Consider the following 11,829-nt stretch of genomic DNA (forward strand, 5'->3'; position numbering starts at 1 on the left):
GCCGGAACGGGCGGGAGCCGGAACGGGCGGGAGCCGGAACGGGCGGGAGCCGGAACGGGCGGGAGCCGGAACGGGCGGGAGCCGGAACGGGCGGGAGCCGGAACGGGCGGGAGACAGGCCAGTTCAGAGCCAGCACGGCTCAGGAACCAGCGCGGGCGGAGCGGGGCGGGAGCCGGCGCGGCGCAGGCACCGGCAGGCGGAGCGGCTCAGGTGGGGTGGGAGCCAGCGGGCCGCACGAATCAGTGCGGGCAGAACAGGGCGGAAGCCGGCGCGGCGCAGGCACCGGCAGGCGGAGCGGCTCAGGTGGGGTGGGAGCCAGCGGGCCGCACGAATCAGTGCGGGCAGAACAGGGCGGAAGCCGGCGCGGCGTAGGCAGCGGGGCAGGAAGCGACGCGAGACGCGAAGCGACGCGGCGTGGCGTGGCACGAGGCGGGAAGCAGCGCGACGTGACGTGGCGTGGCGCAAGACGAGAAGCGATGCGCCGCGAGGCGAGAAGCGACGCGAGACGCGAAGCGACGCGGCGTGGCGTGGCGTGGCGCAAGGCGGGAAGCGACGCGACGCGGCACGAGGCGTGGCGCAAGACGAGAAGCGGCGCGAGGCGGGGCTGGCTGGAGGTGGAAAGGGAGCAGCCCCGGCCGCGGGGCCTCCGGGAGGAGGCGGGGCGGGCCGGGGCCGCGTCCTGGTGGAGCTAAGAAGGAAAGCGCGTCAGTGCTGTTCCTCATAGGTGGCGCCGCCGTCGGCCTCGTGGCTGAGGGGGCGGGCGCCGCCGGTGGGTGGGGCGTCCAGGGAGTGGCCTGGGGCGTGGGCCGGGAAGCGGGCGTCGAAGGCCGGGCGCTCCGAGCGGATGCGCGGCATGCTGTCGAAGTTGCGCAGCGGGGGCGGGCAGGAAGTGGCCCACTCGAGGGACATGCCGTGGCCCCACGGGTCGTTGACCTCGACGACGCGGCCGGTCTTGTAGGACTTCCACACGTTCCAGAGGAAGGGCAGCGTGGAGAGGCCGGTGATGAAGGAGCCGATCGTCGAGATCGTGTTGAGGGTGGTGAAGCCGTCGGTCTCGAGGTAGTCGGCGTAGCGGCGGGGCATGCCCTGCGTGCCGAGCCAGTGCTGCACCAGGAACGTGGTGTGGAAGCCGATCGTGGTGAGCCAGAAGTGCACCTTGCCGAGGCGGTCGTCGAGCATCCGGCCGGTCATCTTCGGGAACCAGAAGTAGACGCCGGCGTAGACGGCGAACACGATGGTGCCGAAGAGCACGTAGTGGAAGTGGGCGACCACGAAATACGTGTCGGAGACGTGGAAGTCGATCGGCGGGCTCGCGAGCAGGACGCCGGAGAGGCCACCGAAGAGGAAGGTCACCAGGAAGCCGATGGCGAAGAGCATCGGTGTCTCGAAGGTGATCTGGCCCCGCCACATGGTGCCGATCCAGTTGAAGAACTTCATGCCGGTCGGGACGGCGATGACGAAGCTCAGGAACGAGAAGAACGGCATGAGCACCTGGCCGGTCGCGAACATGTGGTGGGCCCACACGCTCATCGACAGGGCACCGATCGAGATGGTCGCGCCGACGAGGCCCTTGTAGCCGAAGACGGGCTTGCGGCTGAAGACCGGAATGACCTCCGTGATGATGCCGAAGAACGGCAGCGCCACGATGTAGACCTCGGGGTGGCCGAAGAACCAGAACAGGTGCTGCCAGAGCATCGCGCCGCCGGTCTCCGCGTCGTAGACGTGGGCACCGAGGCGGCGGTCGGCCTCCAGGGCGAGCAGCGCGGCGGCCAGGATCGGGAAGACCATGATGACCAGGACGCTGGTGACCAGGATGTTCCACGTGAACATCGGCATGCGGAACATGGTCATGCCGGGCGCGCGCAGCGTCAGGATCGTCGTGATCATGTTGACGGCGCCGAGGATGGTGCCGAGGCCGGAGAGGACCAGGCCGACGATCCACAGGTCGGCGCCGACGCCGGGCGAGTGGATGATGCTGTTGAGCGGCGCGTAGGCGAACCAGCCGAAGTCCGCGGCGCCGCCCGGCGTGATGAAGCCGATCAGCGTGATCGACCCACCGAACGCGTAGAGCCAGTAGGCGAACGAGTTGAGCCGCGGGAACGAGACGTCGGGCGCGCCGATCTGCAGCGGCGTGATGTAGTTCGCGAAGGCGAACACGATCGGCGTCGCGAAGAACAGCAGCATGATCGTGCCGTGCATCGTGAACAGCTGGTTGTACTGCTCCGGGGAGAGGAACTGCAGCCCCGGCCGGGCCAGCTCGGCGCGCATCAGCAGCGCCATGAACCCGCCGATCATGAAGAACACGAACGACGTGGTCAGGTACATCAAGCCGATCTGCTTGGCGTCCGTCGTGCGCAACAGCCGAGCGAACGCCGAGCCCTTGACCGGCTTGTGCACCGGCCAAGGCCTGGTGACGATCGGCTTTGGTGCAACGGTGGTCACGAAAGGCCTCCTGAGGCTGTTGAACCCGCTGGCGAGCCAGCTCCGTGAGGTGGCCGGACGATCGACGGCGCGATCAACACGTCACCTCGGAGGCAGAATAGTCTCCCGGTCCGACACAAAATCGCTGGGGGCACAAGACCTAGCGGGTAGCAGGCGTGGCGCCCCCCGCCGCGCCGAGGTTGAACGTGATCGCACCGGCTGCGATGGCCGCGAGCACCAGCAGGATGACGCCCCAGAAGATCAGCCGGTCCGCCGCGGTCGGCTCCTTCCAGGCACTCGAGATCCGGGCACCGACCGGCACCGCGGGCGACAAATCCGAAGTGTCCGATTCATCCGAAGACAGCGCGGAAGGTCCGTCCAAAGACGGACCAGCGGCGGGAGCGGGGCGAGCGGGCAGCGCACGGAGCAGAATCAGGGTCGCGCCCGCAAGGACCAGCAGGACGCCCAGGACGGCAATGATGACGGCGATCCAGTCACGCATCGCAGATCTCCTGACTGAGGGGGGTTGATGCCAAGCAGGCTAGGAGATCCACGCAGGTCACGCCAGAACCCCGCACGACGCCCCGAGGAGCACCCCGGCCGTCCGCGCGTGAAAACCCGGTGAAATTTACAGTCGAAACCCCGGTAGTGAAACCTGGCGGCAATCTCGTGTTGACAGTGCGGAAACCGTGTACGACGCTCGGCATGGAAGCGCTCCCAAAATCGACGCCTTGCTATCCGAGGAGGTCGCGATGTCGATTACCGCCGCTGCCGAACACCCCACCCTCGCCCATGTCGCCGCGCTTGCCGGTGTTTCTTCCGCCACCGCCTCCCGCGTGCTCAACGGCTCCGCCCGAGTCAGCCCCACCGCCCGACAGCAGGTCCGTGACGCCGTCGACCGGCTCGGCTACGTCAGGCAGCGCGCCGCCCGCGCCGTCGACCGTCGCCCCCGCTCGGTCGCCGCCGTGGTCTGCGAGCCCAACGCACGACTGTTCGCCGATCCGTTCTACTCCCGCGTGCTCGCGGGCGCCAGTGCCGCGTTCGCCGAGCGCGACATGCCCATGCTGCTCGCCGCGGGCGAACGACCGGCGTCGCTGCAGCGGTACCTCAGCAGCGGCCACATCGACGGGGTCCTGCTGATCTACTGCCGCAGCAGCCACCCCCTGGTCGTGACGCTGCCCGCGCTCGGCGTGCCGGTCACGCTCATCGGCCGCCCGCTGCAGACCAGCACGCTGCCGTACGTCGACGCCGACAACAAGGGCGGCGCCCGGCAGGCCGTGGAGCACCTGGCGCGCACCGGGCGGAAGCGGATCGTCACGATCGCCGGGCCGCCGGACGTGTCCGCCGGTGTCGACCGGCTCGCCGGCTTCCGCGAAGGCCTGGAGCGGGCCGGCCTGGAGCCGGGGCCGATCGCGTACGGCGACTTCACCAGGCCCGCCGGCGTCCACGCCATGACCAGGCTGCTCGACCACCGGCCCACCCTCGACGCGGTGTTCGCCGCGTCGGACCTGATGGCCGTCGGGGCGCTGCACGCGCTGCGCCAGGCCGGCCGCCGGGTGCCGGAGGACGTCGCCGTCATCGGCTTCGACGACCTGCCCCTCGCGGCGTTCACGCAGCCGCCGCTCACCACGATCAAGCAGCCGGTCGAGGAGATCGGCGCGGCCGCGGCGCGGCAGCTGCTGGCGCTGATGAACGCCGACAACCCGGAGCCGTCGCCGGTGCTGCCGACCACCCTCGTGCGCCGGCAATCCGCATGAGAGCACCGGCGATCCGCATGAGAGCGCATCCAAGCGGGGCCGCCGCGACGAACAGAAGGGTATGCAACGGCTACTGGAGGCGGCCCGGTCGCTCGACACCGGCACGGTCGCGCGCACCGTCCGGGAGCTGATGGACGACCACGGCGTGGCCGAGGTCTGGACCAGGGTGTGCGTCCCGGCGCTGCACCACGTGACCGGCGACGTCGCCGTCGAGCACGCCCTCAGCCAGGGCGTCGCGCACGGCCTGGACCTGGTCAGCGCGCCGCGGCACGACGACATTAGGACCAACCACGTCCTGCTGGCGTGCGCGCCCCGCGAGGCGCACTCGCTGCCGCTGCGCGCGCTGGCCGCGGCGCTGTTCGAGCGCCGGATCGGCACGTTCCTGCTGGGCGCGGAGGTGCCGTGGAGCGCGCTGCGGGCCGCGGTCCACCGCACGGTGCCCGGCACCGCGATCGTCTGGTCGCAGCAGCCGGGCACCGCCGACCCGGCCATGCTGCTCGCCCTCGCGGCGAGGTTCCCGGCCACCCGGTTCGCGGTGGCCGGGCCGGGCTGGGACCCCGCGCCGGCCGGTCTGCCGCACCTGACGTCCATCGAGGACGCCGTTTCCGCGTGTGTACCGGTCGCCGCCGGCCGACCCCCGGACGCCGACTGGTAGCCCCACGCCCGACGCCCATCGAGGACGCGTGTGTACCGGTCGCCCCGGGCGCCGACTGGTAGCCCCACGCCTGATGTCCATCAAGGACGCGTGTGTACCGGTCGGCCTCCCGACGCCGACTGGTAGCGCCGCGGCCGAACCGATAGCGTGCCGGGCATGATCGAGCTGGGGCCGCCGGCGTACACGGGACGGCGCCGGGCAGGCATCGGCGGTCAGCCACGGTTCGTGTTCGCGGCGGTGCTCGTGCTGCTCGCGCTGGTCGCGCTGCTACTGCGGGTCATGGCCGGCGGCGACGACCGGCCGGAGGCACAGGCGACGATCGAGCCACCCGGCCCGGTCGTGCCCGTCGAGCCGGGCAGCGCCGCCGCACAGACGACGGCCGCCGCCGGGTCCCCCAGCGCGAAGGCGAGCCACAGCGCGTCACCGTCCTCGTCGCCGAAACCGTCGACGACCCCGTCGGCATCCCTCCAGCCGCCGACGCCGAGCGCGAGCGGGAGCCCCAGCGCCGCCGACACAGCAGCGACGACGGTCGAAGCGGAGGCCGCCGCGAACCGCAGGCCCAGCCAGATGACGGTGCGCGAGGTGTCGTCGGCGTCCGGCGGGCGGGCGGTCACCGGGGTCGGCAACAACCGGGTGCTCACGTTCACCGGGGTCACCGCCGAACGGCCCGGCGAGGCCACCGTCACCGTCGCCTACCTGTCGACCGAGGACCGCTCCTGCTGGCTGCGCACCGGCCGCGGCAACTGGCAGCAGGTCCGGTTCCCCGCCAGCGGCGGCTGGGACCGGGTCGCGACCGTCACACTGACCGTCCGGCTCGAACCGGGCCAGAACACGATCGAGGCCGGAAACACCACCGGCAGATGGTGCCCCGACCTCGATCGCATCACCGTTGCCCCCCGCTGACCACCCCAGCCGCGGCAACATGATGTGGAACGTTTGGCGTGACCGTGCGCCGGGTGGACCATCCAGGGAGGCTTCCGGTTTTGTCCGGCGCCGGTCACATGAACAAATATGCGGGCCGGACCTGAGTCGCACCCGTAATCGCGCTGGGAAGTTCCTGGTAATAGGGTCCCGGGCATGGCGCTCTTCGACCTTCCCCTCGCCGAGCTGCGGCTGTACCGCGCAGCGACCCCCGAGCCCGCCGGCTTCGACGCATTCTGGGCCGAGACCCTCGACGAGGCGCGCCGGCTGGCCGCCCCCGCGGTGCTCACGCCGGCCGACACGGGCCTGCGGGCGGTCGACACCACCGATGTGACGTTCACGGGATTCGGCGGTCAACCGGTCAAGGCCTGGCTGAGCCGCCCCGCCGGAGCGACCGGACCCCTTCCGGTGGTCGTGGAGTTCATCGGGTACGGCGGAGGCCGGGGCTTCCCCCACGACTGGCTGCTCTGGTCCGCCGCCGGCTACGCGCACCTGGTGATGGACACCCGCGGGCAGGGCGGCGGCTGGCGGTCCGGCGACACCCCCGACCCGGACGGGTCCGGCCCGCAGGCGCCCGGCTTCCTCACCCGCGGCGTCCTCGACCCGCACACGTACTACTACCGGCGCCTGATCACGGACGCGGTCCGGGCCGTCGAGACCGCCAGGGCGCTGCCCTTCGCGTCCGACGTGCTGGTCAGCGGGATCAGCCAGGGCGGCGGGCTGGCGCTCGCCGCGGCCGGCCTGAGCGACGTCGCGGGCGTCATCGCCGGCGTGCCCTTCCTGTGTGACATCCGCCGCGCCGTGACGATCACCGACCGGGCGCCGTACGCCGAGTTCGCCGCCTTCTGCCGGCTCAACCCCGCCCGCGCCGCGCAGGCCCTCGCCACCGTCGACCACGTGGACGGCGTGCACTTCGCCGCGCGGATCACCGCACCGGCCCTCGTGTCGGCGGCGCTGATGGACCTGACGTGCCCGCCGTCGACGGTGTTCGCGGCGTACAACGCGCTCACCGGCCCCAAGGAGCTGGAGCTCTACGAGTGGGACGGCCACGACGGCGGCCAGGGCCACTTCGCCGCCCGCTCGGTCGCCTTCGCCAACGCGCTGTTCGGGCGCTAGGCGACCCGGAAGGACTCGCCGAGGGTGTGCACGACGTCGCCGCGGTGCAGCTGGCGGCCGCGCCGGGTGTCGACCTCGCCGTTGACGGTGACCTCGCCGTAGGCGATGAGGTCCTTGCCCTCCCCGCCGGTCTCCAGCACGTCGGCGAGCTTCAGGAACTGACCCAGCCGGATCATGTCGCCACGGATCTGGACATCTCTCATCGGGCACGCTCCAGCAGCGTCAGCATCTCGGGCAGGTCGAAGAACCGGGCCGTGTCCAGCGCCGACGGCCCGCCCGCGGCCGGGTCCGCACCGGCGTCCAGCAGCGCCCGCACGGACTCCTCGGACCGGCGGAACACGGCGGCGGCGAGCGCGGTCTGCCCGCGGTCGTTGGCCCGGCCGGTGTCGGCGCCGCGGGCCAGCAGGGCCGCGACCGTCGCCGGGTGGTTGTGGTACGCGGCGAGCATCAGCAGCGTGTCGCCCTTGTCGTTGGTCAGGTTCACCGGCAGCCCGGCATCGACATTCGCCGCGAGCTCGTCCGCCGCACCCGCACGGGCCAGGTCGAACATCTGATGCGCGAAGTCGATCACGGCCGGGTCGATCGGTTCACTCACGCCATCACCTCCGCTGCGCTCCGGCGCTGCCGCGAACCCAACCTGCAATCCCGGTGAGCGGCCCGAGACGCTTCGCTGGCCGCTCACGGCCAAAGCCTAGCTGTCAGGCAGCCGACCGCAGGACTCCGAACCCGCCGCGCGCCGCCCCCGTGTCACTGGGCAACGCTGCGAACAAGGAGACGCCGACATGCGCAAGATGATCCTCACCCTCGCGGTGGCCGCCGCGGCCGCCCTGTCGCTCACCGCCTGCGACTCGATCGACCTGACCAAGCAGGACCAGGCCGCCACGGGCGCCGAGGCTCCCGCCGCCGCGGAGACCGGCAACGGGACGCCGGCGGCCGCCGGTACCGCCGCCGCGACGACCGCCGCCGCCACCGTGGCCGGTGTCAAGGTCCGCGACGACGCCACGCTCGGCAAGGTGGTGACCGACTGGAAGGGCTGGACGCTGTACCGCTTCGAGAAGGACACCCCGAAGCCGTCGAAGTCCACCTGCGAGGCGGACTGCCTGGCCAAGTGGCCGTACGTGCCGTACGTCGAGAACATGAAGATCGAGGGTGTCGACCAGAAGCTGATCGGCAAGGTCACCCGCGCCGACGGCGCGCTGCAGCTCACCATCAACGGCTGGCCCGCGTACCGGTTCGCCGGTGACGCGAAGGTCGGCGAGACCAAGGGCCAGGGCGTGGGCGGCGTGTGGTTCGCCTTCACGCCCGAGGGGAAAAAGGCCCAGGCCGTCACCGGGGACAGCGGCAACGGCGGGTACTGAACCCTTCCGGTCGCGCCGGCTCCCGCCCCCGTCGGGAGCCGGCGTGGCCGTGTTGTGCAGATCTCGTGACGAGGGCTCCCCCGTCCCGGAGGAGCGGCCTACGCTGCGGCCATGACCACGCGGCGGAAGATCCGCATCTGGCTCGTGCTGTTCCTGATCGGCCTGATCGCCAGCGGGGTGACCGCCTTCCCGCTCGAGCACGAGGTGCACTGGCTGCGGTCGGCGCTCGACCGGTTCGACGCCGCGCCCGACGCCCTCGTCGCCTGGATCCAGCGGGTGGATCAGGGCATCACCGAGACCAACGACCGCTATCCGTTCATCATGTACGGCACCGACTGGCTGGCCTTCGCGCACCTGGTGATCGCGGTCGCCTTCTGGGGCCCGCTGCGCGACCCGGTCCGCAACATCTGGGTCATCGAGTTCGGCATGATCGCCTGCGTCGGCGTGGTGCCCCTCGCCCTGTTCGCCGGCCCGGTCCGCGGCATCCCCGGCTGGTGGACCGTGATCGACATCTCGTTCGGCGTGTTCGGCATCGTGCCCCTGATCATCGTCCGGCGCCTGATCAAGCGGCTCGAGGCCGAAGGCACCCACCTTGCTCCCGAAAAACCGTTGCAGCCGCTCGGCGGCCGTGGCTAGGTTGGTCGTACACGGGAAAGGAGGTGGTCCAAAGTTGTGTAGCAATGGGACTCGTGAGGTGACTGTCCGCTAGCCGCCGTCCTCTGGACTCGCACTTCGTGCGGCCGCCCGGATGGCGGCACGGCGAATACGAGACAGTTTCCCAGCCCCCGAGGCTTTCCGGTGTCAGTCCAGCCGGCCCGCGCGCAGTCAGCGCAGGAACCTCGGGGGCTGTTCCATATCCTGATGCACATGATCTCCGCCGACCGTCTCCGCGACCACGTCGCCGCGCTCGTCGCCCACGGACCGCGCTGCGGCGACCTGCCCGGGGTGCCCGCCGCGCTGCGGTACATCACCGATGAGCTGAGCGGGCTCGGCCTCGTCGTGCGGGTCGAGCGGTACGGCGGCGAACTGCACGACGTGAACCTCGTCGCCGAGATCGAGGGCGGCACCTCCGACGACGCCGTCGAGCTCGCCGCGCACTGGGACACCGTCGACACCACCCCCGGCGCCGACGACAACGCCAGCGGCGTCGCCGGCGTCCTGGAGGCCGCCCGCGCCCTGCGCGACCTGGACCTGCCGGCGCGCACGATCCGCTTCTGCCTCTTCGGCGGCGAGGAGGACGGCTTCAAGGGCAGCACCGCCCACGTCCGCCAGATCACCCCCGACACCGAGTCGATCGTCTTCGAGATGATCGGCCGCACGTCCCCGACCCAGTCCTCGCCGTCGTTCCTGCTCGACCCGCCGACGGTCGGCGACTTCATCGCCCTCATCGCCAACCCCGCCTCGGCCGGCCTCGCCGACGCGTTCGCCTCCGCCGCCGCGCCGCACCTGCCGACGTTTCCCCTGGTCATGCCCACCGAGGCGATGGAGGTCGTGCTGCGCAGCGACCACGTGCCCTACTGGAACACGGGCCGCCGCTCGCTGCTGGTCACCGACACCGCCGAATACCGCAACGCCGACTACCACGCGGCCACCGACACCCTGGACCGCCTCGACCTGGACTTCGCGGCGAAGGTCACCACCGCCGCCGTCCGCACCATCACCCGCCTCGCCGGCTGACCCAGCCGCCATCGATGTGATGCAGATCACCCGACTCTGAGGTGAGGGCGCCGTCCCTCCACCGGCCCGCCACCCCTGATCTGGCAGCATCCCTGCCGTGAGTCCGACGCCGATACGGCTGCTGATCGCCGACGACCAGGCGCTCGTCCGCGGGGCGCTCGCCGCGCTGCTCGACCTCGAGCCCGACCTCACCGTCGTGGCGGAGGTCGGACGCGGCGACGAGGTGGTCGCGGCGGCCAGGGAGCACCGGCCCGACGTGGCACTGCTCGACGTGGAGATGCCCGGCATCGACGGGATCGCGGCCGCCGCCGCGCTGCGCAAGGCGATGCCCGGCTGCAAGGTGCTGATGGTGACGACGTTCGGGCGGCCGGGGTACCTGCGGCGGGCGATGGCCGCCGGGGCGTCCGGGTTCGTCGTCAAGGACACGCCGGCCAGGCAGCTCGCCGACGCGGTGCGGCGCATCGCCTCGGGGCTGCGGGTGGTGGACCCGGCGCTGGCGGCGGAGACCCTCGCCAGCGGCGACAGCCCGCTGACCCCGCGCGAGGCCGACGTGCTCCGGGCGGCCCGCGAGGGCGGCACGGCCGCGGACGTCGCCGGGCAGCTCGGGCTCTCGGAGGGCACCGTGCGCAACCATCTGTCGGCGGCGATCGGCAAGACCGGCGCCCGCACGCGCGCCGAGGCCGTCCGGCTCGCCGAGGAGAACGGCTGGTTGTGAACGGGCACGGAAACCGCGATGTAAGGAGCAACCAGTAGGGTGGTTGCATGACGGCACTCCTGGCGAGCGGTCGCGACGCGGACGTCTACGCCATCGACGAGCGGCGGGTGCTGCGTCGCTACCGGCAGGGCGGCGACGTGACCGCCGAGGCCGCCGTCATGGAATATGTCAAGGATCACGGCTTTCCGGTTCCTCGCGTGTACGAGGCGGCCGGCGCCGACCTGATCCTGGAGCGGCTCGACGGCCCGACGATGCTGCAGGCGCTCGCCGACGGGTCCCTCGACCTCCGCGACGGCGGCACGGTGCTCGCCGACCTGCTCGACCGGCTCCACAAGGTGCGCGTGCGGACCGCGAAGGACCCGGGCACCCGGATCCTGCACCTCGACCTCCACCCGGAGAACGTGGTGATGACCGAGGGCGGGCCGGTCGTCATCGACTGGCGCAACAGCACCGAGGGCCCGCCGGAGCTCGACGTGGCGATGAGCGCCCTGATCCTCGCCCAGGTGGCGATCGAGCCGGGGCACGAGTTCGCGGAGCGGGCCGAGGTGTTCCTCGACGTGTTCCTGTCGTGCACGAAGGACAACCCGCTGTCGCAGCTGGAGGCCGCGGTCCGCCGCCGCGGCGCCGACCCGGGCGTGACCGCCGCCGAGCAGTCCCACCTGCACGAGGCCGCCATCCTGGTCACCACCCTCGCCAGGGCCCACCACTGAGCGGCGACCGGCCCGCCTGACCGAAGCCACCGGACGGCAGCCGGCCCGCCCGACCGAAGCCCGCCTCGAAGCCATCGGACGGCGACCGACCCCGCCTGATCGACGCCCGCCTCGAAGCCAGCCTCGAACGCCGCCGGGCGGCGGCCCGACCGCCGCTTGATCGAGGCTCGTCGAGCTGCTCCGCAGACTCACCTCCCGCAGGCGACGCCCGGCCCGCGCCGGCGACGGCACGCTTCATGCCATGGAGGAACTCTTCGTCCGGCAGGTCGACATCGGCATCGCCGAGATGGACGTCGCCGACGGCGACCAGCTGACCACCGCCCGCGTCGTGGTGGAGCACGCCACCGCCACCGACGGCCGCGGCGGCCCCGAGCGGCAGCTGCTGCTCGTGTACGGCGCCGAGGAGACCCCAGCGGTCGCCGAGGCCCTACTGAGAGCAGCGGAGACCGCCATCACACCCTGACGCACATCTTGTTGAGCGCTCAACTACTTGCTACAT

General features: G+C 71.7%; 14 protein-coding genes. 10 read left to right on the forward strand and 4 right to left on the reverse strand.

Annotated features, from left to right (window positions below):
* Positions 1–705: 705 nt before the first annotated feature.
* On the reverse strand, positions 706–2,442 hold the full coding sequence (gene ctaD, locus AB0I21_RS07010) for a cytochrome c oxidase subunit I (protein ID WP_360559484.1): 1,737 nt from the start codon (positions 2,440–2,442) through the stop codon (positions 706–708).
* A 139-nt stretch (positions 2,443–2,581) separates the two neighbouring features.
* Complete coding sequence (locus AB0I21_RS07015) at positions 2,582–2,923, reverse strand: hypothetical protein (protein WP_360559485.1); 342 nt, start codon at positions 2,921–2,923, stop codon at positions 2,582–2,584.
* 250 nt (positions 2,924–3,173) lie between these two features.
* Between AB0I21_RS07015 and AB0I21_RS07020 the strand changes: the two genes are divergently transcribed.
* The 4 genes from AB0I21_RS07020 (at position 3,174) to AB0I21_RS07035 (ending at position 6,870) form a co-directional block, all read left to right on the forward strand.
* A complete protein-coding gene (locus AB0I21_RS07020; RefSeq protein ID WP_344501540.1) occupies positions 3,174–4,178 on the forward strand; it encodes a LacI family DNA-binding transcriptional regulator in 1,005 nt (334 codons plus the stop codon).
* Positions 4,179–4,239: 61 nt separating this feature from the next.
* Positions 4,240–4,833 carry a transcriptional regulator gene (locus tag AB0I21_RS07025; RefSeq protein ID WP_344501541.1) on the forward strand — a complete coding sequence of 198 codons (594 nt, stop codon included), beginning with the start codon at positions 4,240–4,242 and terminating at the stop codon, positions 4,831–4,833.
* 156 nt (positions 4,834–4,989) lie between these two features.
* A complete protein-coding gene (locus AB0I21_RS07030) occupies positions 4,990–5,736 on the forward strand; it encodes a hypothetical protein (RefSeq protein ID WP_360559486.1) in 747 nt (248 codons plus the stop codon).
* 174 nt (positions 5,737–5,910) lie between these two features.
* Positions 5,911–6,870 (forward strand): acetylxylan esterase, encoded by a 960-nt coding sequence (locus AB0I21_RS07035; protein ID WP_360559487.1) that lies wholly within the window; start codon positions 5,911–5,913, stop codon positions 6,868–6,870.
* Here AB0I21_RS07035 and AB0I21_RS07040 read toward each other — a convergent pair.
* Complete coding sequence (locus tag AB0I21_RS07040; RefSeq protein WP_344501544.1) at positions 6,867–7,073, reverse strand: RNA-binding S4 domain-containing protein; 207 nt, start codon at positions 7,071–7,073, stop codon at positions 6,867–6,869. The two genes, AB0I21_RS07035 and AB0I21_RS07040, sit on opposite strands and share 4 nt — an antisense overlap.
* A complete protein-coding gene (locus AB0I21_RS07045; protein WP_344501903.1) occupies positions 7,070–7,420 on the reverse strand; it encodes an ankyrin repeat domain-containing protein in 351 nt (116 codons plus the stop codon). The genes AB0I21_RS07040 and AB0I21_RS07045 overlap by 4 nt, the downstream gene beginning before the upstream one ends.
* 232 nt (positions 7,421–7,652) lie before the next feature.
* On the opposite strand from AB0I21_RS07045, the gene AB0I21_RS07050 reads away from it, so the two are divergent.
* The 6 genes from AB0I21_RS07050 (at position 7,653) to AB0I21_RS07075 (ending at position 11,793) form a co-directional block, all read left to right on the forward strand.
* Positions 7,653–8,228 carry a hypothetical protein gene (locus AB0I21_RS07050; protein WP_360559488.1) on the forward strand — a complete coding sequence of 192 codons (576 nt, stop codon included), beginning with the start codon at positions 7,653–7,655 and terminating at the stop codon, positions 8,226–8,228.
* A gap of 111 nt (positions 8,229–8,339) precedes the next feature.
* On the forward strand, positions 8,340–8,864 hold the full coding sequence (locus tag AB0I21_RS07055) for a hypothetical protein (protein ID WP_360559489.1): 525 nt from the start codon (positions 8,340–8,342) through the stop codon (positions 8,862–8,864).
* Positions 8,865–9,095: 231 nt separating this feature from the next.
* Entirely contained in the window at positions 9,096–9,905 is an 810-nt protein-coding gene (locus tag AB0I21_RS07060; protein WP_360559490.1) for a M20/M25/M40 family metallo-hydrolase, read from the forward strand.
* Between the two features lie 97 nt (positions 9,906–10,002).
* Positions 10,003–10,620, forward strand: a complete 618-nt coding sequence (locus AB0I21_RS07065; protein WP_360559491.1) for a response regulator transcription factor — start codon at positions 10,003–10,005, stop codon at positions 10,618–10,620.
* A gap of 47 nt (positions 10,621–10,667) precedes the next feature.
* On the forward strand, positions 10,668–11,330 hold the full coding sequence (locus AB0I21_RS07070; RefSeq protein WP_360559492.1) for a phosphotransferase: 663 nt from the start codon (positions 10,668–10,670) through the stop codon (positions 11,328–11,330).
* A 241-nt stretch (positions 11,331–11,571) separates the two neighbouring features.
* Complete coding sequence (locus AB0I21_RS07075; RefSeq protein ID WP_344501550.1) at positions 11,572–11,793, forward strand: hypothetical protein; 222 nt, start codon at positions 11,572–11,574, stop codon at positions 11,791–11,793.
* The last annotated feature ends 36 nt before the right edge of the window (positions 11,794–11,829 follow it).

This window comes from Dactylosporangium sp. NPDC050588 (assembly GCF_040654975.1).
Lineage (GTDB): Bacteria > Actinomycetota > Actinomycetes > Mycobacteriales > Micromonosporaceae > Dactylosporangium > Dactylosporangium maewongense.